The organism is Bradyrhizobium sp. TM233, from assembly GCF_036247965.1.
In the GTDB taxonomy this organism is placed as follows: domain Bacteria; phylum Pseudomonadota; class Alphaproteobacteria; order Rhizobiales; family Xanthobacteraceae; genus Bradyrhizobium; species Bradyrhizobium ottawaense.
On the sequence record NZ_BTIG01000001.1, the window covers coordinates 366,554 to 385,808 of the forward strand.

21 protein-coding genes and 1 pseudogene are annotated in these 19,255 nt (G+C 64.8%); 11 read left to right on the plus strand and 11 right to left on the minus strand.

Translation table 11 applies throughout. The features are described 5' to 3' along the window. The first annotated feature begins 93 nt into the window (after positions 1 to 93). From AABA86_RS01760 to AABA86_RS01770, 3 genes are all read left to right on the plus strand, one after another. The gene (locus AABA86_RS01760; protein WP_212248757.1) at positions 94 to 966 is read left to right on the plus strand and encodes a carbohydrate ABC transporter permease; all 873 of its coding nucleotides are present in this window, start codon (positions 94 to 96) and stop codon (positions 964 to 966) included. Beyond that, positions 963 to 1,814, plus strand: coding sequence for a carbohydrate ABC transporter permease (locus AABA86_RS01765; RefSeq protein WP_212248756.1), 852 nt, complete (start codon positions 963 to 965; stop codon positions 1,812 to 1,814). The genes AABA86_RS01760 and AABA86_RS01765 overlap by 4 nt, the downstream gene beginning before the upstream one ends. A 113-nt stretch (positions 1,815 to 1,927) precedes the next feature. Then, positions 1,928 to 2,920: a hypothetical protein gene (locus AABA86_RS01770; protein ID WP_338305547.1), complete on the plus strand. Its 993-nt coding sequence runs from the start codon at positions 1,928 to 1,930 to the stop codon at positions 2,918 to 2,920. On the opposite strand, the gene AABA86_RS01775 is transcribed toward AABA86_RS01770, so the two are convergent. From AABA86_RS01775 to AABA86_RS01795, 5 genes are all read right to left on the minus strand, one after another. Further along, positions 2,853 to 3,665 carry an ABC transporter permease gene (locus AABA86_RS01775; RefSeq protein ID WP_338305548.1) on the minus strand — a complete coding sequence of 271 codons (813 nt, stop codon included), beginning with the start codon at positions 3,663 to 3,665 and terminating at the stop codon, positions 2,853 to 2,855. The two genes, AABA86_RS01770 and AABA86_RS01775, sit on opposite strands and share 68 nt — an antisense overlap. A gap of 4 nt (positions 3,666 to 3,669) precedes the next feature. Further along, positions 3,670 to 4,584 (minus strand): ABC transporter permease, encoded by a 915-nt coding sequence (locus tag AABA86_RS01780; RefSeq protein ID WP_338305549.1) that lies wholly within the window; start codon positions 4,582 to 4,584, stop codon positions 3,670 to 3,672. Next, a complete protein-coding gene (locus tag AABA86_RS01785) occupies positions 4,581 to 5,753 on the minus strand; it encodes an ABC transporter ATP-binding protein (RefSeq protein ID WP_212248752.1) in 1,173 nt (390 codons plus the stop codon). The genes AABA86_RS01780 and AABA86_RS01785 overlap by 4 nt, the downstream gene beginning before the upstream one ends. A 74-nt stretch (positions 5,754 to 5,827) precedes the next feature. Then, entirely contained in the window at positions 5,828 to 7,288 is a 1,461-nt protein-coding gene (locus AABA86_RS01790; RefSeq protein WP_338305550.1) for a glycerol-3-phosphate dehydrogenase, read from the minus strand. Between the two features lie 136 nt (positions 7,289 to 7,424). Continuing rightward, entirely contained in the window at positions 7,425 to 10,112 is a 2,688-nt protein-coding gene (locus AABA86_RS01795; protein ID WP_338305551.1) for a sensor domain-containing protein, read from the minus strand. 202 nt (positions 10,113 to 10,314) lie between these two features. On the opposite strand from AABA86_RS01795, the gene AABA86_RS01800 reads away from it, so the two are divergent. Further along, the gene (locus AABA86_RS01800; protein ID WP_338305552.1) at positions 10,315 to 11,418 is read left to right on the plus strand and encodes an NAD(P)/FAD-dependent oxidoreductase; all 1,104 of its coding nucleotides are present in this window, start codon (positions 10,315 to 10,317) and stop codon (positions 11,416 to 11,418) included. A 173-nt stretch (positions 11,419 to 11,591) separates the two neighbouring features. On the opposite strand, the gene AABA86_RS01805 is transcribed toward AABA86_RS01800, so the two are convergent. Further along, a complete protein-coding gene (locus AABA86_RS01805) occupies positions 11,592 to 11,771 on the minus strand; it encodes a YdcH family protein (protein WP_026201910.1) in 180 nt (59 codons plus the stop codon). Between the two features lie 329 nt (positions 11,772 to 12,100). Between AABA86_RS01805 and AABA86_RS01810 the strand changes: the two genes are divergently transcribed. From AABA86_RS01810 to AABA86_RS01820, 3 genes are all read left to right on the plus strand, one after another. Beyond that, positions 12,101 to 12,307 carry a YdcH family protein gene (locus AABA86_RS01810; protein WP_008546179.1) on the plus strand — a complete coding sequence of 69 codons (207 nt, stop codon included), beginning with the start codon at positions 12,101 to 12,103 and terminating at the stop codon, positions 12,305 to 12,307. A 122-nt stretch (positions 12,308 to 12,429) separates the two neighbouring features. Next, complete coding sequence (locus AABA86_RS01815; protein WP_028140284.1) at positions 12,430 to 12,648, plus strand: hypothetical protein; 219 nt, start codon at positions 12,430 to 12,432, stop codon at positions 12,646 to 12,648. A 24-nt stretch (positions 12,649 to 12,672) separates the two neighbouring features. Next, entirely contained in the window at positions 12,673 to 12,924 is a 252-nt protein-coding gene (locus AABA86_RS01820; protein ID WP_212248748.1) for a hypothetical protein, read from the plus strand. On the opposite strand, the gene AABA86_RS01825 is transcribed toward AABA86_RS01820, so the two are convergent. Next, the gene (locus tag AABA86_RS01825; RefSeq protein ID WP_338305553.1) at positions 12,921 to 13,646 is read right to left on the minus strand and encodes a GGDEF domain-containing protein; all 726 of its coding nucleotides are present in this window, start codon (positions 13,644 to 13,646) and stop codon (positions 12,921 to 12,923) included. The genes AABA86_RS01820 and AABA86_RS01825 overlap by 4 nt on opposite strands. Positions 13,647 to 13,787: 141 nt before the next feature. Between AABA86_RS01825 and purE the strand changes: the two genes are divergently transcribed. Both purE and AABA86_RS01835 read left to right on the plus strand, forming a co-directional pair. Beyond that, positions 13,788 to 14,276 carry a 5-(carboxyamino)imidazole ribonucleotide mutase gene (gene purE, locus AABA86_RS01830; RefSeq protein WP_338305554.1) on the plus strand — a complete coding sequence of 163 codons (489 nt, stop codon included), beginning with the start codon at positions 13,788 to 13,790 and terminating at the stop codon, positions 14,274 to 14,276. Next, positions 14,273 to 15,379: a 5-(carboxyamino)imidazole ribonucleotide synthase gene (locus AABA86_RS01835; RefSeq protein ID WP_338305555.1), complete on the plus strand. Its 1,107-nt coding sequence runs from the start codon at positions 14,273 to 14,275 to the stop codon at positions 15,377 to 15,379. Before purE ends, AABA86_RS01835 begins: the two co-directional genes overlap by 4 nt. A 45-nt stretch (positions 15,380 to 15,424) precedes the next feature. Here the strand turns inward: AABA86_RS01835 and aqpZ are convergent, their stop codons facing one another. Then, a complete protein-coding gene (gene aqpZ, locus AABA86_RS01840) occupies positions 15,425 to 16,147 on the minus strand; it encodes an aquaporin Z (RefSeq protein ID WP_212248744.1) in 723 nt (240 codons plus the stop codon). Positions 16,148 to 16,408: 261 nt separating this feature from the next. Between aqpZ and rpsU the strand changes: the two genes are divergently transcribed. Beyond that, positions 16,409 to 16,708 carry a 30S ribosomal protein S21 gene (gene rpsU / locus AABA86_RS01845; protein WP_028140289.1) on the plus strand — a complete coding sequence of 100 codons (300 nt, stop codon included), beginning with the start codon at positions 16,409 to 16,411 and terminating at the stop codon, positions 16,706 to 16,708. 270 nt (positions 16,709 to 16,978) lie between these two features. Beyond that, positions 16,979 to 17,629 (plus strand): tetratricopeptide repeat protein, encoded by a 651-nt coding sequence (locus tag AABA86_RS01850; RefSeq protein ID WP_338305556.1) that lies wholly within the window; start codon positions 16,979 to 16,981, stop codon positions 17,627 to 17,629. Between the two features lie 16 nt (positions 17,630 to 17,645). Here the strand turns inward: AABA86_RS01850 and AABA86_RS01855 are convergent, their stop codons facing one another. The 3 genes and pseudogenes from AABA86_RS01855 to AABA86_RS01865 all read right to left on the minus strand — a co-directional run. Beyond that, a complete protein-coding gene (locus AABA86_RS01855; RefSeq protein ID WP_338305557.1) occupies positions 17,646 to 18,626 on the minus strand; it encodes a hypothetical protein in 981 nt (326 codons plus the stop codon). A 92-nt stretch (positions 18,627 to 18,718) separates the two neighbouring features. Beyond that, positions 18,719 to 19,003, minus strand: coding sequence for a cupin domain-containing protein (locus tag AABA86_RS01860; RefSeq protein ID WP_028140292.1), 285 nt, complete (start codon positions 19,001 to 19,003; stop codon positions 18,719 to 18,721). A 61-nt stretch (positions 19,004 to 19,064) separates the two neighbouring features. After that, a pseudogene (locus AABA86_RS01865) lies at positions 19,065 to 19,240 on the minus strand (ionic transporter y4hA); the annotation flags it as partial. Positions 19,241 to 19,255: the final 15 nt, after the last annotated feature.

Here is a 19,255-nt window from a genome sequence, read left to right on the forward strand (position 1 = left end):
ATCATCCTGCCTCTCCCCGCCTCGCGGGGAGAGGTGCTAGAACAACACCGGCCGCGTTTCGCGGCCGGCATCTCTTTGAAGAGTCCGAAAAGAATGGCGATCACGCTCTCTGGCGACCAGGCAATCCCCGCCCCGCCCCTGTCGTCGCGGCTGACCCCGCCGCAGGTCTGGGGCATCGTGCTGCTTGCGCCCTACCTGCTCGTTTTCCTCGCCTTCGTCGTCTATCCCGTCGGCTACGGGCTGTGGCTGGCGCGGGCCCCGTCGAATTATGTCGCGCTCTACAACGATCCGATCTTCGCGCGCGCCGCGGTCAACACGCTGATCTTCCTGGTCATCGGCATCAACATCAAGATGCTGATCGCGCTGTTCCTGTCCGGCTTCTTCGCGGTGCAGCGCCCCTGGATCAAATGGCTCTCGGTGATCTTCATCCTGCCCTGGGCGGTGCCGTCGATCCCGACCATCCTGTCGGTTCGGTTCATGCTCAATCCCGAATGGGGCATGGTCAATCACCTCATCTTCTCCCTGACCGGCGATGACGGCCCGAACTGGCTCAACGACCCCACCGTGGCGCTCAGCATGGCGATCGCGGTGCACATCTGGAAGTCGCTGCCGTTCTGGACGCTGATCCTGATCACCGGCCGCCTTGCGATCTCGCACGATCTGTTCGAGGCCGCCGAGGTCGACGGTGCGAGCTGGTGGCAGAAATTCCGCTACATCACCTGGCCGTCGATGCAGACGCTCTACGTCACCTGCACGCTGCTCTCGATGATCTGGACGCTCGGCGACTTCAACAGCGTCTATCTGCTCACCGGCGGTGGCCCGGCCGACCTCACGCATGTGCTGTCGACCCTCGGCATCCGCTATCTCCGGCTCGACCAGCTCAGCCTGGCCATGGCATCGATCGTCTGCGCAATGCCGTTCGTCCTGCCGCTCGTGTACTTCATGATGAAACGGTTGTCGCGATGAAGCTCCCCACCCTGCGCGAAGTCGCAACCGAAGCGCGGTTGCTGCTGATCGGCATTCCCGTCTTCCTCTGGACGATGATTCCGATCTACCACATGTTCCTGTTCGCTATCTCGCCGAAGGAGGACGCATTCTCCGGCAAGCTGTGGCCGGACCATCCGACGCTGCACAATTTCGAAATCGTGTTCAAGCAGCAGCACTACTTCCTGCGCGACTTCTACGTGCAGTTCTGGAACTCGCTGGTGATCGCGGCATCCGTCGGCGTGCTGACGCTGTTCATCGCCACCGCCGCGGCGTTCTCGATCTCGCGGCTGAAGGTGCCGGGCGGACGGGTCGTGATGAATCTCGCGCTGTTCACCTATTTCATCCCGGCGGCGTTCCTTGCCGTGCCGATGTACCGCACCATGGGCAATTACGGCCTGCTCAACAATCACTGGGCGCTGATCCTGGCGATGGTGACCATCGCCAGCCCCTACGCGATCTGGGTGCTCAAGCAGGCCTCCGACAAGCTGCCGGTCGAATTGGACGAAGCCGCCGTGATGGACGGTGCGACGACGCTCCAGATCTTCCGCCTGGTCTACCTGCCGCTGATGATGCCCTCGCTGGTCGCGATCGGCACTTATGCGGTGCTGCTGGCCTGGAACGAATATCTCTACGCGTTCCTGCTGCTCTCGAACGACCGCGAGATCACCCTCCCCGTCGCGCTCGGCAACTTCCTCGCCGCCGACGACTCGCCGTGGGAGCTGTTGATGACGACCGGCTTCATCTACGCACTGCCGCCGGCCGCGATCTACTATGCCTTCCGCCGCTACATGGTGGGCGGGCTCACGGCGGGTGCGGTGAAGTCCTGACGCGACAGGACGCATCGAGTCGCCGCAAGCAGGACGTTCGAGCGACAACGTGGACAATTGCGGGTTGTCCACGCCTGCTCTAACCTCCGTGCCCCAATGCGGGGCACGGCATCATGCGCAGCAACGACGCGATCCATCTCGGCCTGATGCTGCTGGCGCTCGCGGCGGCCTATCTGATGCCGTTCGAGCTGTTGCTGCTGGCTTATGTCGTGCTCGGCCCGGCGCACTACTTCACCGAGATTTCGTGGCTGCACGACCGCAGCTACTACCTGCCACATCGCGGGATTGCGGCAGCCCTCGCAATCATCGCCGTGGTCGCGGCCCTGATCGACAACGCCTCCTGGTTCGGCTTTGCAATGTGGGGCGCGCTGATCGTCTGCGCCATGCTCGCGGCCACCACCTCGGCGATCGAGAGCATGTTGCTGTTCTTGACGGCGATCGCACTGTCCGCGCTCATGTATTCGAGCGGATCCTCGCTCGCCGTGATCGGCATCCTGATTCCGACCCTGATCCACGTCTCGCTGTTCACGCTGATCTTCATGGTGCTCGGAGCGCACCGATCCGGCAGCCGCGTACAGGCTGCGCTGGTGGCTGTCTACCTCGTCGCGATTGCTACGATCCTGCTGCTGCCGCCAACCGCCGAAGTCCGGATCGCAAGCTTCGCCCGGGTCGGACAGGATTATTTCGGCAATGTCGGCCCGGCGCTCAGCCGGCTGTTCGGCGTGCCCGGTCTCGTCCTCGACACCAGGCTGACGAGCCTGCTCGCCTTCGTCTACACCTATCACTACCTCAACTGGTTCATTAAAGCCGACGTCATCCGCTGGACCGCAGTCCCGAAGGCGCGGCTGGCAGCGATGGCCGCCGCCAGTACCGCATCCACCGCGCTCTATTTCTACGACTACGCGTTCGGCTTCACCTTCCTGCTGGCGCTGAGCCTGATCCATATCCTGCTGGAATTTCCGCTCGACGCCCTGGCATTGCGGCAGCTCGGCGCGGCGGTGCATGGCGCGGCGCGAGGATGGCACGCTGCACGAACGGCTACAGCGGCGCCGCGCTCTCGCCCTGCGAGCTCGACAGTTTCGAAGCGAGCGAGGCGATCACGATGACCACCGCGATCAGGGCGATCACCAGCGTGCAGATCGCGTTGATCTCCGGCTTCACGCCCAGCCGCACCTCGGAATAGATCCGGATCGGCAAGGTCGCGGAGCCCGGCCCGGTCGTGAAGCTCGCGATGACGAGATCGTCCAGCGACAGCGTGAAGGCCAGCATCCAGCCTGCGACGATCGCGGGGGCGATCAACGGCAGCGTCACCGAAAGAAAGGCGCGGACCGGGTCGCAGCCAAGGTCCATCGCCGCCTCCTCCAGCGAACGGTCGAGCGAGCCGAGGCGGGACTGCACGACCACGGCGACGAAACACATCGTCAGCGTGGTATGGGCGATCGTCACCGTCCAGAAGCCGCGCTCGGCGTTCAGCGCGACGAACAGCAGCAGCAGCGACAGCCCCGTGATCACCTCGGGCATCACCAGCGGGGCGTAGAGCATGCCGGAGAACAGCGTGCGGCCGCGGAAGCGCTCGCCGCGTGACAATGCGACCGCAGCGAGCGTGCCCAGCAGCGTGGCGATGGTCGCGGAGGAGACCGCGACGCGAAGACTCATCCAGGCCGCCTCGATCATGGCGCGGTCGTTGAAGAACTCGTGATACCAGCGCAGCGACCAGCCGCCCCACACCGTCACCAGCCGCGAGGCATTGAAGGAGTAGATGACGAGGATGAGGATCGGCAAGTAAAGGAACGCCAGCCCGAGCGCGAGCGAGGCGATGTTAAAACGGGACAGGCGTGAGACCTTCCGCATCGCCTCACCGCCCCTGTTCCAGCTGCCGCTTCTGGAGCCGTTCATACAGCAGCAGCGGCACCAGTAGCACCACCAGCAGCACGATGGCGGCGGCAGAGGCGACCGGCCAGTCCTTGTTGGTGAAGAATTCGAGCCACAGGGTCTGGCCGATCATCAGCGAAGTGGAGCCGGCCAGAAGGTCCGGGATCACGAATTCGCCGACGATGGGAATGAAGCACAGCAGCACGCCGGCACCGACGCCGGGCAGCGACAGCGGGAAGGTGACGAGCCAGAACACCTGCCACGGTGGCGCGCCGAGATCGCCAGCCGCCTCCTCCAGCGCTGGCTCCATCTTGGCGAGCGTGGCGTAGAGCGGCAGGATCATGAACGGCAGATAGGAATAGACGATGCCGATATACATCGCGCTGTCCGTGGAAAGCCAGACCACGGGCTGGCTGACCAGATGTAGCGCCAGCAGGATCTGGTTCAGCAGCCCGTCGTGCTGGAGGATGTTGATCCAGGCATAGATGCGGATCAGGAACGAGGTCCAGAACGGCACGATCACCAGCACCATCGCCACCGCCTGCCAGCTCTTCGGCAGCCGCGCCATGCCGTAGGCGATGGGATAGCCGATCAGCAGCAACAGCGCGGTCGCGGTCACAGCGACGGTGAGGCTGCGCACATAGGCGAACACATAGATGTCGTCGGAGACGAGCAGCTTGAAATTGTCGGTCGACAGTGCGGTAAAGGCCGCCTTGAGCGCGTCCCACCCCGCCATCAGGTCGAATACCGGCTCGTAAGGCGGCTGCGCGATCGCCGTCTGCGACAGGCTGATCTTCAGCACGAAGGCGAACGGCACCAGGAAGAACAGCGCCATCCAGACATAGGGCGCGATCGCGGCAAAGCGCGCCGGGCGCGCGAAGATGCGGCGGGAGCTCATGACGGCAGCACCACGCAATCATCGGGCGTGAACCAGGCGACGATTTGCTGGCCCACGCTATAGGCGTCGACGTCCAGACGCGCGCTGTTGGCGACGGAGGCCCGTACGATTCCGCCGGTATCGAGCTTCACTTTATAGGTGGTGGTGCCGCCGAGATAGCAGATGTCCGCGATCACGCCATCTAGGCTGTTGATCGTGGTTTCACGACCGGCTTGGCTCACCGGGGCGCGGCGCGACAGCTTGATCTTCTCGGGACGAATCGCGATCGAGAATTTTCCCGCACCGACCGGTTCGCGCGGCTCGGCCACCACCAGCGCACCCGCATCACGCGTGCCAACGACCAGACGATGACCGTCGCGCAATCTGGTCTCGCCGTCGAACACATTGACGTCGCCGACGAATTCCGCGATCCAGCGCGAGCGCGGCGCTTCGTAAAGTTCGCGGGGGCTCGCGACCTGAGCAAGCCTGCCGGCGTTCATCACGCCGATCCGGCTCGCCATCGTCATGGCTTCCTCCTGGTCGTGGGTGACGACGATGAAGGTCATGCCGAGCCGGCGCTGCAGCTCCATCAGCTCGCCTTGCGTATTCTCGCGCAGTTTCTTGTCGAGCGCTGCGAGCGGCTCGTCGAGTAGCAGCAGTTGCGGGCGGCGCGCCAGTGCACGGGCGAGCGCCACGCGCTGGCGCTGGCCGCCGGAGAGCTGATCCGGCTTGCGCTTCTCGAGCCCTTCGAGCTTCACGAGGGCGACCATCTCGGCCACACGGGCGGCGATGTCGGCGCGTGCCATGCCGGCGCGCTTCAGGCCGAAGGCAATGTTGTCGCGCACCGACAGATGCGGAAACAACGCGTAGTTCTGGAACATCATGTTGATCGGGCGCTCGTGCGGCAGCGCCTGCGCGATGTCCTTATCCCCGAGCAGGATGCGCCCTTCATCCGGCGCCTCGAAGCCGGCGAGCATACGCAGCAGCGTGGTCTTGCCGCAGCCGCTCGGCCCGAGCAGCGCGAAGAACTCGCCGGCCTTGATGTCGAGCGAGACGCCATCCACGGCGCGGAAGGTGCCAAAGGTCTTGGCGACGCCCTCGATGCGCAGCAGCGGCTGACCCGCCGCAGGAAGCGCATCTCCGCCGGCCGCATCAGCCGCGGCGCCTGTTCTGGGCAACTCGTCCGTCATGATCCTGCCAACCCCGATTCCGCCGCACGCTAGCCGCCGATCGTCCCTAGCTCAACCGTGCCAGGAGAGATCGTTCACATCACATTCGCCATGAACGACGCCAGCGCGTCGCGGTCCGCCGCTGGAATGGTCAAGCCCAGCTTGGAGCGGCGCCACAGGACGTCCTCGGGGAAGCGGGCCCATTCGCGAGCCATCAGGTAGCGGACCTCGGCGCCGGTCAGTTCGGGACCGAAGCCCGGGCCGAGATCGTCGCGGCTCCTGGCGTCACCGAGCACTGCGGACAACCGCGAGCCATAGGCCCCGACCAGACGCTGGGCCTCTGGCTCCGAGAGAAACCGCCAGCGGTCGCGCGCGAGGTCGGCTTCGGTGTCGAAACGGTCCCAGGCAAAATCTCCGCCGGGCAGCGCGGCGCCGGCCGTCCAGGGCGGCGACATCGGATAGAACGGTGTCAGCTTCGTCACCGCCCACTCCGCGCGCAGGCGCGAGGTGGTGACGTCGCCGCCGAACATCGTGAGCAGCGGCGCCTTGCGCCGGCGCGCATGGAACAGCATCGTTCCGTCGCGTCCGCGCGCGGACGCCAGCGTCAGGTTGACGCCGGAGACTGTCCGGACCACGTCGGTCGGGGTGACGCGCTCACGAAAATAGCGGCTCGCCGCTTCGCAGAGATAGCCGATGTCGGCCCCCGGCATCGCCACAATTGCGGGATCGCCGGTGAAGGCGTGCGTGACCGTGCCGATCAGCGTGAAGTCGCGCTCGAACGGCCGGGCGAAGATCAGCCGTCCATCATTGTTCTGAAAGACGTAGACGTTCTCGGAATCGAACAGCCTGGGCACGATGATCTGGCTCATCTGCGTGGCCGCCATCGCGGGCTGCGGCTGCCGCAGCACGGTATCAGCGACCATTGGCGTCCAGCCGCCGGTGGCGTTGGCCAGCGCCCGCGCCGTGATGGTGCGGCGGTGGCCGCGATCGACCACCGCGAGCCGCCAGGTATCGGTTCTGTCCGCACGGACGCAACGCGCACCGGTCCGGATCGCCGCGCCATGCTCAGCGGCATCCAGCGCCGTCAGCACCACCAGGCGAGAGTCGTCGACGACGCAGTCCGAATATTCGAACGCCGTGCCGAACGGGCGCTTCAGTGCGTTGCCGACCGGATGATGCGTGATGTCGATGGTGGCCGATGGCGGCAGGCCGCCCCGGTTCGTGAGACCGTCATAGACATACAGGCCGGCACGCAGCACCCATGGCGGCCGCTCGTCGGAATGCGCGGGGATCACGAAGCGCATCGGCCGGACCAGATGCGGCGCGATCCGGAGCCAGGTCCGGCGCTCGGACAAGGCCCGACGGACCCGCCGGAACCCGCGCCGCTCCAGCACCGACAGATCGCCGTGGATCAGCCGCGGTGTTGCCGAGGATGCCGCGCCGCCGAGATCGCCCTGCTCGAACAGGATCACCCGCAGGCCGCGGCCTGCCGCATCGCGCGCGAGGCTGACACCGTTCAGGCCGCCACCGATGATCGCGAGATCGTAATCCGCCATGAAGCCGTCGAATGGGAGCCAAGCGCCCCATCATCACTAGAGCCATTTCCGTTCCGATGAAATCGGAACGGGGCTCTAGATTCTTATTCTGACGCTTTTTCTTGACGCGAACCGGTGTCCACTTCGCTCGAACGCTCTAGCCCGTCTTGAGCGCAAGCTCCATGACTTCAGCGCGGCCGACGAGCCCGGCATATTTCCCGATCGGGAGGGGCTTGCCGAGCAGATAGCCTTGCACGCCGTCACAGCCCTCCTTGGCGAGGAAGGCGAGTTGCTCGACCGTCTCGACGCCCTCGGCGATGATCGACATTTCGAGGCCGTGGCCGAGATCAATCACCGCGCGAACGATCGCAGCCGATTGCGGATTGCGGCCGAGATTGATGATGAAGGCCCGGTCGATCTTGATCTTGTCGAACGGGAACGCCTGGAGGTAGCTCAGCGAGGAGTAACCGCTGCCGAAATCGTCCATGGAGATGCGCACGCCGAGCGCCTTCAGGCGGCGCAGCAGCGCAAGGCCCCGGTCGAAATCCTCGATCAGCACGCCCTCGGTGATCTCCAGCTCGAGCCGGCCGGGTGCAAGGCCGGTCTCGATCAGGATCGAATGGACGAGGCCAACCACGTCGCCGTGCATGAACTGCGCCGGCGACAGATTGACCGCGACCTGGAGCGGCTTCGGCCAGGACGCCGCCTCGCGGCAGGCCTCACGCAGGATCCACTCGCCCATCTCGACGATCAGGCCGCTCTCCTCGGCGATCGGGATGAATTCGGCCGGCGAGACCTGGCCGCGTACCGGATGCTGCCAGCGCGCCAGCGCCTCGAAGCCGATGATCTCGCTCTCGGCGACGCTGTGGCCGGCGGCCCCCTGCGGCTGGAAGGCAAGCGAGAGCTCGCCGTTCTTGATCGCCATCGACAGGTCCTGGTGCAGCACGCGGCGATCGCGGATCTGCTGGTCCATCTCGGGCTGATAGAGGCTGATCGTGCCGCGCGACTTCTGCTTGGCGCGGAACAGCGCAGCACCGGCATTGGCGAGCAGCGAAGCGCCATCGGCGCCATTGTGCGGGAAGATCGACATGCCGGTGGTCACGGCGGCGCGGACCGGCCGGCCGTCGATCTGGAAGTCCTTCGCGACGGCGTCGCCGATCTGCTGCGCCAGCGCAAGACCCGCGTCCGGCTGCTTGCCATCGATGATCAGGCCGAATTCGTCGCCGGACAGGCGCGCCACCACGCCGCCACGGGCGGAGTCCTGGAGGCGCTGGGCCACCTCGATCAGCAGCTTGTCGCCGAGCGCATGACCGAAGACGTCGTTGACCTCCTTGAGGCCGTCGAGGTCGACGCAGAGGACGGCGAACTCCTCGCCGGTGCCTTCGCAGGCCTCGATCATCTGGGTCAGCGCCTGAAGGAAGGCGGCGCGGTTCGGCAGATCGGTGAGGCCGTCGTGATAGGCCATGTGCGCCATGCGCGACTCGGTCTGCCGGCGGTCGGTGACGTCCTCGTGGGTCTTGATCAGATATTGCGGCTCGCCGGTATCACCGAGCACGGTGGCGCGGCGGGTCAGGAACAGCCGCAGGCCGTCCTTGGTGGAGATCGGATGCTCCTCGGTGATCATCCCGCGTTTCTTGATCGCGGCCTCGTCGCGCGCGATGATCAGCTTGGCTTCCTTGGGGTTGAAGATGTCGGACGCGGTCAGGCCCGTGGCCTCCTCGCGCCGGCGGTTGAGGATCGTCTCCGCGCTGCGATTGGCGAGCAAATAGCGGCCGTCCTTGACCTGCTCGACGATCAGCGCCACCGGGATGTTGTCGACCACGAGCTCGAGGAACTTCTTGGTGCTCTCCAGCTCCTGCGACAGCGACCGGCGGTCGGTGATGTCCTCGAACACCAGCAGCAGAAACTCGGGCTTGTTGCTCTCGTTGCGGACCACGATCCGAATCGAGGCGACCATGCGTCGCTCGCCGCCGCGGTCGACCTCGAACTCGTTACGGAACTGGCCGTCCGGGGAGTTGAGCGCCGCCCGGTCGGTCGCCTCGATACTGGCTGCCGAGACCGGCGCAAACAGCTCGCGTGCGTTCTTGCCGACGGCGTGATCCCGCGAGAACCCCCAGAACCGCTCATAGGCGCTGTTAGCGAAGATGTAGCAGCCGTCCTCGATGTTCTTCGCGGCCACGCAGGCCGGCACATGGTCCAGCACCGATTCCAGGAATTGCTTGGTGGAAGCGAGCTGTCGCGACAGCTTGCGCTGCTCGCTGACGTCCAGATGCGTCGCCACCGAGCCGCCGTTCGGCAGCACGAAAAACTTCACCAGGATGGCTCGGCCGTCCGGCAGCTCGGTGATCAGGCCGTTGTGGCTTGCCGCCTTCTCGTAGAATTCGTCGTCGGAGATGCCGCCGAGCACCCCGCGCTTGCGCCGGAGCTTAAGAAGCTCATAGCCGTCCATATTGGCCCAGAGTTCCGACCGCATCAGGCCGTAGATCTCGAGATATCGGTCGTTGCAGAAGATGATGCGGCGCTGCGCATCCGTCATCACCACGCCCTGATTGAGATTGTTCATGGCGGAGGAGACGAAGGCGTTGCGCCGCAACTGCAAACGCCTGGTCCGGCGCAGCGAGGAATGGATCCACAGCGCGATCGCGGCGAGGAACGCGCAGACGACGATGCCCGCGATCAGGACCTCCCAGACCACGTTGGGATCGAGCTGGCCGAGATAGCTCGGCGCGGCAAAGCTGTCCGACAGCGCAAAGGCGCGCGCGGGCGCAACCGTGCCGGCCAGGCACACAACGGCCTGCACAGCAATCGGAAGCGTGCTGCCCTCGTGCCAGTTCTTCTCAGCCATCAGCCACCCGCGATTTCAACGTCGGATTGTCTGGCTTCACGCGTTTGGATCGGGTAAACGCCTGTACGCGCAACAGAAAAATGTGACGTGAAATACGGCAATTGCCCTGACATGATAAATTCTTCCTTAACGGAAAACGGCCCCGCGCCATTCTTTCCAGGCCTGATGCCACCGGCGCTTCCAGCGGACATCCTGCCCAACCATGGATAGGGTCGATTGCGTCGTCATCGGAGCCGGCGTGGTCGGGCTCGCGGTGGCTCGAAAGCTTGCGCAGGCCGGACGCGAAGTCATCGTGCTCGAGGAGACCGAGGCGATCGGCACCGTCACCTCCTCGCGCAACAGCGAGGTGATCCATGCCGGCATCTACTACCGCGCCGGGACCTGGATGGCGCGCATGTGCGTCGACGGCAAGCACGCGCTCTACCGCTACTGCGCCGAGCGCGGCATCCCGCACAAGAATTGCGGCAAGCTGATCGTCGCGACCAATCCGAAAGAGACCGAGAAGCTGCAATCGATCAAGGCGCATGCCGAGGCCAATGGCGTGCTCGACATGCAGCAGCTCACGGGCGAGGCGGCACGCGCGCTGGAGCCCGCGCTGGCCTGCGACGCCGCGCTGCTGTCGCCATCGACGGGCATCATCGACAGCCACGCCTACATGCTCTCGCTGCGCGGCGAAGCCGAGGAAGCCGGCACGGCGTTCGCGTTTCGCACTCCGCTGATCCGCGCCAAGGCGGCGAACGGCCTGGTCGAGATCGACGCCGGCGGCGAGGCGCCAATGACGCTGCAATGCAGCCTCCTCGTCAACGCCGCGGGGCTCTCGGCGACGAATGTGGCGCGCAACATCGACGGCATGCCGCTGGACCGAATTCCGCGCGCCTATCTCGCCAAGGGAAATTACTTCAGCTGCAATGCCAAGGCGCCGTTCTCGCGCCTGATCTACCCGGTGCCCGAACCCGGCGGGCTAGGGGTGCATCTGACGCTGGACATGGCTGGGCAGGCGCGCTTCGGCCCTGACGTCGAGTGGATCGAGACGATCGACTACGAGGTCGACCCGTCACGCGCCGAGCGGTTCTACCCGGCGATCCGCAAATACTGGCCGACGCTGCCTGACGGCGCGTTGATGCCGAGCTATTCAGGCATCCGGCCGAAAATCGTACCGCCCGCTGTGGCCACGCAGGACTTCCTGATGCAGGGCCCGCGCGATCACGGCGTCGCTGGCCTGATCAACCTGTTCGGCATCGAATCGCCGGGGCTGACATCGTCGCTCGCGATCGCAGATCACGTCGCCGAGCTCGCAGACGTCTGAAGCGTTGTCGAGCGAAGCGGATACCGGTTCGCGTCGAGACAACGCGCTCAGACAAAAACTAAACACCGCGCAAACTTCTTTGCACGGTGCGGACCTTGCGGCAGGGATGAGCGCAAGAACTCTCACCCCTGCGGATAAGGGTACGATCAACTCTACGCTGTTTACGGGGGTTACTAGTGGAGCGTGTCGCCGTGCCTCAGACGCTCGATCTGGTCCTTGACCATCAACTTCCGGCGCTTCAACTCAACAATTTGCAGGTCGTCTGTTGAAAGGTGCACGAGGGCTTCGTGCAATTCGTTTTCGAGAAGTTTGTGCTTCCGCTCCAATTCAACGAGATGTGCCTGAATTGTCATTCGAAACCTCCTCGGTAGGGTTGAACCTCAGGATTCGATCCGGACAAGCAAGTCTACATCACCGATTCGTTCTGTCGATGGGTATCCGTCATCGCATCTTCATTTTTGAAAATTCATATGTAACGAAGCGTGAGTAAAGGAACCGCGCGGGAAAAATCCATGATATCAATGCGCTTGCGCAGCGTCGCGGCGATCAGCGGAAATATGTCGCTGGAGATCGGCAAACGGTGGTCGCAGATCGCTTGCGATCACGCCGCGCAAGGACGATAATTTCCAGAGGGCATCCACAGCCTTAATCCCACGCCTATCGGTTTTCGGCCACCGCAGACATGACCAATGAAGACGAGCGTGAGCTCGAAGCCGAGCTCACCCGGTTGCAGCAGGAACACCGAGATCTTGATGCGGCGATCGATGCACTGCATCAATCGCCCGCCCCCGACCTATTGCGGTTACAGCGGTTGAAGAAGCGCAAGCTGTTGTTACGAGACCGCATCGCGTTCATCGAAGACCAGATCACCCCCGACATCATCGCCTGACCTGCGAGCCGGCTTTTCCTCGCGCGCATGAATCCGCTTGACTCGAAAAGAACAAAATAGGAACATTTGAGCACCCCCGCGCCCCCAGGAAACGCCCAGGACAACTGACAAGGACAATGCAGATGTCGACAGCCGCCCTTCTCGACAACAGCCATTATGAACAGGCCTGCGATCAGGCGATCGCGATGTGCGACGGCAATCTGCGCAGCACCATCAAGGCGCTGATCATGGCCAACGAATATCTGGAGGCCGAGCTGGAGGAATTGCAGGCGGCGATTTCCGCCGGCTGCATTCCGGACACTTCGCGCAGCAAGATGCGGAGCAAGAGCAGCGCCGCCTGAACCGTCAGCTATCGGAGCCGACCCATGCCCGACGTCACCTACTACGTTGCATTGCCCTTCCTGACCGATGAGGATGGATCGCCGGTGGCGGGTGCGGCCGAGGAATGTCAGACATCGGCTGCCGCCCTGCGTCGTGCGGAAATGCTTGCGCACGGCGCCGGCCATATCGGCGCCGTCGCGTTCAGCCGCAGCGGCGATCCCCTGACCGGCGAGTTTGGCGACGCAAAATTGCTGCGGAAATTCGGCAGCGTACCGCCAGATCTCAGCGCGCTTTAGCTGCCGAACAGCCTGATCCGCGGCTCGTGCCGCCGCTGTGCCTTGCGCACATACATGGCAGCATCCGCCTCCTCCAGGGCGCGGCCCGCGTCGGACTGCGCCCCCAGCAGCGCGACACCGGCGGAGGCGCCCGCGTTCACGGGCTGGCCGCGAAAGACAAAGGACAATTCGTCGACCGCCTGCTCGAAGGCGACCGCCTTCGCCTTGGCGTCGGTCTCGCTGAGATTCCAGAGCAGTAGCGCGAACTCGTCGCCCCCGAGCCGGCCGACCACGTCGGAGGCACGGACCTGCCGCGTCAGCGTGGCGGCAATCGCCTTGAGCACCTCGTCGCCGGCGCCATGACCGAACGAATCGTTGATCGGCTTCAACCGATCGACGTCGAGCACGATCAGCGCCCCACTGGCGCGGTAGCGCTTCATGTAGGCGATGGCGCGCCCGAGCTCGCGCTCGAAGCCGCGCCGGTTCGGAATATCCAGCAGGAAATCGGTGTCGGCCGCAGCTTCCAGTTCCGCGACCCGGCGCTGCGCCTCCTTGAGCTTGGTCCGCAAGCCCCGGATCGTCGTCCTGACGGCATCCTTGGCTCCATCATCGCCCGACGCGCCGCGCGTCGGCGGCCTCGCCGAACGCCTGGTCAGCCGTTTTGGGGCGGCTTTGGGTCGGCCGGCACTGGTTTTCCGGCCCTTTTTGGCCTTCGCAGCGCCCGCCCTTTTTGGTTTCTTCATGGGCATCCTGCTCAATGAAGGCTTGCGGGGATTCACCAAGACAGGATAGTGGATTCCCTTCTCCTTGCCACCGCCTTGCGAGCCGCCGGCCGGAACCGTTAATCTGGCCTATCTTTCTGTTTTTCGGGCACAATTAACGTCATGACCGCGCCGATCGCCATCATCATGGGAAGCCAGTCGGACTGGGACACGATGCGGCATGCCGCCGACACGCTTGCCGCGCTCGGCGTCGCCGCCGATACCCGCATCGTCTCGGCCCACCGCACCCCTGACCGTCTGTTTGCTTTCGCCAAGGGCGCCAAGGCCGCGGGTTACAAGGTCATCATCGCGGGCGCCGGTGGCGCTGCACACCTGCCCGGCATGGCGGCGGCGCTGACCGAACTCCCGGTGTTCGGCGTTCCCGTCGAATCCAAGACGCTCAAGGGCCTCGATTCGCTCTATTCGATCGTCCAGATGCCCGCCGGCATCCCGGTCGGCACCCTCTCCATCGGCAAGGCCGGGGCAACCAACGCCGCACTGCTGGCAGCGGCCGTCCTGGCGTTGTCCGACCCGGCCTTGGCCGATCGCCTCGCCGCCTGGCGCAAGGCGCAGACCGAGGCGGTCGCCGAGCGCCCGGAGGACAAGGCGTGACCGACACCAGGCAGGTGAAGCTGAAGCCCGGTGACACCATCGGAATCCTCGGCGGCGGACAATTGGGCCGGATGCTGGCCATGGCTGCGGCGCGGCTCGGCCTGCGCTGCCAGGTGTTCTCGCCCGATCCGGACTCGCCGGCCTTCGACGTCGTATTGAATGCGACCTGCGCCGAATATGCCGACGTCGAAGCGCTCGATCTGTTCGCCAACGACGTCGACGTCATCACCTACGAATTCGAGAACGTGCCATCGGCCGCCGCGATGGTGCTGGACGCGCGCCGACCCGTGCTGCCCAACCGCAAGATCCTCGAGACCACCCAGGACCGGCTCGCCGAGAAGGATTTCGTGACGCGGCTCGGCATCGGCACCGCAGCCTATGCCGACGTCGCCTCCGTGTCCTCGCTGCGCGAGGCGATCGCCCGGATCGGCCTTCCGGCGGTGCTCAAGACCCGCCGCTTCGGTTATGACGGCAAGGGCCAGGCCATCATCCGCGAGGGCGACGACATCGCCAAGGTGTGGACCAGCCTCGCCACCAAATCGGCGATCCTGGAAGCCTTCGTGCCGTTCGAGCGCGAGATCTCCGTGATCGCCGCACGCTCGGTCACAGGCCAGGTCGAGTGTTTCGACGTCACCGAGAACGAGCACCGCGACCATATCCTGAAGATATCGCGCGCGCCCGCGCCGATCCCGGCTGCGCTCGCCGAGGAAGCACGCAGCATCGCCGGAAAGATCGCAAGCGCGCTCGACTATGTCGGCGTGCTCGCTGTCGAGATGTTCGTGCTCGCCAATGGCACAGGCCCGAAGGTGCTGGTCAATGAGATCGCCCCGCGCGTGCACAATTCCGGGCATTGGACGCTCGACGGCGCGTCGGTCTCGCAGTTCGAGCAGCACATCCGCGCCATCGCCGGCTGGCCGCTCGGCAAGCCCGTGCGCCACGGCGAGGTCGTCACCATGACCAATCTGATCGGCGACGAGATCAACGATTACGAAAAGTGGCTGAGCGTGCCCGGCGCGACCGTGCACATCTACGGCAAGGGTGCGCCGCGCCCCGGCCGGAAGATGGGCCACGTCACCGAGGTCAGGCCGACGAAAGGCAAGTGAGGGGACCGCAGCAATCGCTGCGATCCCGCTTCGCTCGAAAACGCTTTAGGCCGTCTTCGCGCCCGCGACGACGCCCGTGGGCTCCGCGCTGAGCCAGCGATAGATCACCCCGCCCAACGCGCCGCCGATCAGCGGTGCGACCCAGAACAGCCAGAGCTGCGCCGTCGCCCAGCCGCCGACGAACAGCGCAGGGCCCGTGCTGCGCGCCGGGTTCACCGAGGTATTGGTGACGGGGATGCTGACGAGATGAATCATCACCAGCGCGAGCCCGATTGCGAGCGGCGCGAAGCCCACGGGCGCGCGGCCATGGGTCGCGCCCATGATGATGAACAGGAACATCATGGTCATCACCACCTCGGTGAGGAAGCATACGATCATGCTGTACTGGCCGGGTGAATGCGCATCATATCCGTTGGATGCGAAGCCCTTGCTGACATCGAATCCGGGAGCTCCGCTCGCGATGACGTAGAGGAGCCAGGCGGCCACGATCGCGCCGGCCACCTGCGCGATCACATAGGGCAGGATCTGCCCGGTGGGAAAACGCCCGCCGGCGGCAAGACCGACCGTGACGGCCGGGTTGAGATGGCAGCCGGAGATATGACCGATCGCATAGGCCATGGTGACCACGCTCAGTCCGAATGCGAGGGAGACACCGACCAGACCGATTCCGACCTGTGGGAAGCCGGCAGCGATCACCGCGCTTCCGCAGCCTGCGAATGTGAGCCAGAAGGTGCCGATGGCTTCAGCGGCGTATTTCTTGATATCCATATGTCGTCCCCTGCTTTCAAAGATTCCGGAACAAGCTCCGGAAACGGCCCCATCCCTGGCGTCGAATCGCCCAAATCAGGGCCGCGCGGAGGTATTTTCGCCTCATTTAATGGCTGAACTTGGCCCGAAAGCCCGCTTGTCCGGTGGACATCCCGGGATTTGTCTGATACATCCGCGCCCTCAAGGTTAAGGGCTTGCGCGTTTTCGCCATCCCCTTCGTCTTACCAGAATTCAAATCCGATCCACTGAAGAGGATGCCGCGTGCAGGTTCTCGTTCGCGATAACAATGTCGACCAAGCCCTCAAGGCGCTGAAGAAGAAGATGCAGCGCGAGGGAATTTTCCGCGAGATGAAGCTCCGCGGTCATTACGAGAAGCCCTCCGAGAAGAAGGCCCGCGAAAAGGCCGAAGCTGTGCGCCGCGCGCGCAAGCTGGCCCGCAAGAAGCTGCAGCGCGAAGGCCTGCTGCCGATGAAGCCGAAGCCGGTGTTCGGCGCCGGTCCCGGCGGTGATCGCGGCGGTCGTGGCCCGGGTGCAGGTGCTGGTCCGCGCGGACCGCGCTGATTTACCGAATTTTGCAAGATTTCAGTTTCGATGACGCGGGCCTCTGGCCCGCGTTATTGTTTGTGCGCGGGGCCTTTCCGGGTCGGGCACCACGGATGCGGCACGCAAGCGCGATGAGATTTGGATTGAAGGTCGTCGCGCTTTAGTTTGTTGTTTGAGCAATCTCTACGCAAACGCATTGCGCGTTTGTCGCGTGGGAAAACCGCTGCATACTTTTCGCCAACGCGGCCCTTCGGGTCCGGATCATGCTCTAGCGCGAGCGAACCGTAGATGGCCTCCCCCCTCCCCCAGCACGGCTTGGCGTGGCTACGCCGGATCTGGCAGCCGCCGTTCGCGCTGGCGCTCATGGGGATTGCGTTGTGCGGCTGCTCGTTCGATCTGGGATCGCTGATGCCGGAGAAGGACAAGCCGCAGGAGGCGCCCAAGGCCGCCGCGCCCGCCGAGCGCGCGGTGAGCGCCGCCAACGTCACCGAGGCTCAGGCCCACACCGCAAAAGCCCAATCCCTGGCCAAGTCAGGCGAGGTCGCGGCGGCGCTCGACGAGTTCAATCGCGCGGTCGGGCTCGATCCCTACAATGCGCAGGCGCTGTATGGCCGTGCCCTGATCTACCAGAGCAACAATCAGCACGACTTCGCGATCGCAGATTTCAGCGCTGCGAGCGGGCTCAATCCCCAGAAGGTCGAGCCGCTGCTCGGCCGCGCCACCAGCTATCTCGCGCTCGGCAAGGTCAAGGAGGCCACGGCCGATCTGGATGAGGCCTCAGAGGCCGATCCGCACAACGCGCAGGTCTGGACCGCGCGGGGACAGGCTTATGAGCGGCTGGGCGACAGGGCCAAGGCGGCGGCGTCCTACACCAGGGCTGTCTCGCTTCGTCCACGCGACGATGCCGCGCGCAGCGGCCTCGCCCGCGTCGGCGGCTGACGGTTCTGGCACCGTCTCAATCGGGGGTGGCGCTCTTCGGCAGAACCGAGTGGAACATCGACTTCATGCCCGACAGCATTTCGTCGGCGACATTGGTCTTCTTGGGCCGCGGCATGGAGCCGCCGGCGTCGGCGCGCAGATCGAGCGGTGGCGCGATCACAGGCACGGGAATGTCAGCCGGCGGCGTCATCCGATTCGGATCATCGTTGCCGACCGAGGCCGTATAGGACGGATTGGCCGGCGAGGAGCCATCCTTGCCATAGGCCTCTGGTGAGGGCGTCGATACCGTGATCGGCGGCGGCAGCGGACGGACCGTAGCCGGCTCCATGCTGATGACCCGCGGGGCCTCCGGCGTGCGGGCGGCTTCCCGCACGGCAGGCTCGGTCGGCTTCTCGGCTGACTTGGTCTCGGACGGCCTGACCTCGGCAGGCTTGGTCTCGGCGGACTTGCTCTCAGACGACTTGCCCTCAGACGACTTGCCCTCAGACGACTTGCCCTCAGGAGATTTGCGCAGACGCTCGATCGCGGCACGCACGAGGTCGTTGGCGTCGGGGGCCGGAGCCGCGGCAGCCGGCGCCGAATTGGCCTCAACCACCGGAGCGGCGGGAGCGGGCGTGCTGGCGGCCGGGGTAGACGTCGGGGTCGACTTGGCGACCGCCTTCTCGCGCGCCGACGGCTTGCCACGTGGGCTGGCCTCGGCCGGAGCCACATCCGCAGCCTTGTGCTCGGCAGACGGCTGATCGGCAGCCTTTTCAGCCGCCGGCTTGTCCGTCACGCTCTTCTCGGGGATGCCTTTGGCCTTGACGCCGGGCGCTGGGAGATTGGCCACATCGGCAGGCTTGCCGTTCTTGCCGGCCTCGGCAGGGGCCACGACGGCCGCAGGGGTGTCAGCCGCCGGCTTGGCGTTGATGTAGTGGTTAACGATGTACGCCCCGATGATCGTCGCGAGCACCGAGGGGAAAATATCCATTGAAATTTTAGCGAGGTATTTCAGCATTCCGGCCACTCCCCGCGCGATCTGATGCGGGAACTTTGGGGCATTGTAAGGGATCAACTGCGACGGATCGATGGCAAGTTGTGAGGCCGGACCTACGGCTTCAGCTCGATCTCAAGGAACACGATCTCGGTTGAGGTTTCGTTAAGTACGTCATGTTGGACGCCCGCCTTGCGGAAATAGGATTTCCCGGCTGCCAGCTGCGCCTTGGACCGCTCGCCGCCCGGCGCCACGATGGTCATTTCGCCCGCGACGACGGGAACAATCACATAGTCCATGCCGTGGGTGTGATGCCCCGTGGCGCTGCCCGGACCGAGCCGCCATTCCGTCACCCGGACCTCCTCGTTGTCGACCTGAACCTCGGATCTGGCGGCAAGCATTGGGACCTCTCCTGGGACGCGATCCTGGCCCCGAAGGGCCGCGTGAGCGCAAAGTGGGTTCAGGGCACGAAACCATGAATACGTAGACGCCAAATACCATCACATCGACCAGCCCGAACAGGACGTTTGTCCTGCCCGTGCCGAAGGTCGGCATGCTCAGGACGAAGGTCGGTAGCAAGAGCACGCAGCCCCCCGGGCGTTGAGGCCGAGCTCGAGCTCCTTGTCGAGGGCGCAAGCAAATCGGCCGGCGGA

What these genes read in the sequence shown, in the direction of transcription:
- AABA86_RS01760 (WP_212248757.1), top strand. Translation starts at nt 94, where the DNA reads ATGGCGATCACGCTCTCTGGCGACCAGGCAATCCCCGCCCCGCCCCTG.
- AABA86_RS01765 (WP_212248756.1), top strand. Translation starts at nt 963, where the DNA reads ATGAAGCTCCCCACCCTGCGCGAAGTCGCAACCGAAGCGCGGTTGCTG.
- AABA86_RS01770 (WP_338305547.1), top strand. Translation starts at nt 1,928, where the DNA reads ATGCGCAGCAACGACGCGATCCATCTCGGCCTGATGCTGCTGGCGCTC.
- AABA86_RS01775 (WP_338305548.1), bottom strand. Translation starts at nt 3,665, where the DNA reads ATGCGGAAGGTCTCACGCCTGTCCCGTTTTAACATCGCCTCGCTCGCG.
- AABA86_RS01780 (WP_338305549.1), bottom strand. Translation starts at nt 4,584, where the DNA reads ATGAGCTCCCGCCGCATCTTCGCGCGCCCGGCGCGCTTTGCCGCGATC.
- AABA86_RS01785 (WP_212248752.1), bottom strand. Translation starts at nt 5,753, where the DNA reads ATGACGGACGAGTTGCCCAGAACAGGCGCCGCGGCTGATGCGGCCGGC.
- AABA86_RS01790 (WP_338305550.1), bottom strand. Translation starts at nt 7,288, where the DNA reads ATGGCGGATTACGATCTCGCGATCATCGGTGGCGGCCTGAACGGTGTC.
- AABA86_RS01795 (WP_338305551.1), bottom strand. Translation starts at nt 10,112, where the DNA reads ATGGCTGAGAAGAACTGGCACGAGGGCAGCACGCTTCCGATTGCTGTG.
- AABA86_RS01800 (WP_338305552.1), top strand. Translation starts at nt 10,315, where the DNA reads ATGGATAGGGTCGATTGCGTCGTCATCGGAGCCGGCGTGGTCGGGCTC.
- AABA86_RS01805 (WP_026201910.1), bottom strand. Translation starts at nt 11,771, where the DNA reads ATGACAATTCAGGCACATCTCGTTGAATTGGAGCGGAAGCACAAACTT.
- AABA86_RS01810 (WP_008546179.1), top strand. Translation starts at nt 12,101, where the DNA reads ATGACCAATGAAGACGAGCGTGAGCTCGAAGCCGAGCTCACCCGGTTG.
- AABA86_RS01815 (WP_028140284.1), top strand. Translation starts at nt 12,430, where the DNA reads ATGTCGACAGCCGCCCTTCTCGACAACAGCCATTATGAACAGGCCTGC.
- AABA86_RS01820 (WP_212248748.1), top strand. Translation starts at nt 12,673, where the DNA reads ATGCCCGACGTCACCTACTACGTTGCATTGCCCTTCCTGACCGATGAG.
- AABA86_RS01825 (WP_338305553.1), bottom strand. Translation starts at nt 13,646, where the DNA reads ATGAAGAAACCAAAAAGGGCGGGCGCTGCGAAGGCCAAAAAGGGCCGG.
- purE (WP_338305554.1), top strand. Translation starts at nt 13,788, where the DNA reads ATGACCGCGCCGATCGCCATCATCATGGGAAGCCAGTCGGACTGGGAC.
- aqpZ (WP_212248744.1), bottom strand. Translation starts at nt 16,147, where the DNA reads ATGGATATCAAGAAATACGCCGCTGAAGCCATCGGCACCTTCTGGCTC.
- AABA86_RS01850 (WP_338305556.1), top strand. Translation starts at nt 16,979, where the DNA reads ATGGCCTCCCCCCTCCCCCAGCACGGCTTGGCGTGGCTACGCCGGATC.
- AABA86_RS01855 (WP_338305557.1), bottom strand. Translation starts at nt 18,626, where the DNA reads ATGCTGAAATACCTCGCTAAAATTTCAATGGATATTTTCCCCTCGGTG.
- AABA86_RS01860 (WP_028140292.1), bottom strand. Translation starts at nt 19,003, where the DNA reads ATGCTTGCCGCCAGATCCGAGGTTCAGGTCGACAACGAGGAGGTCCGG.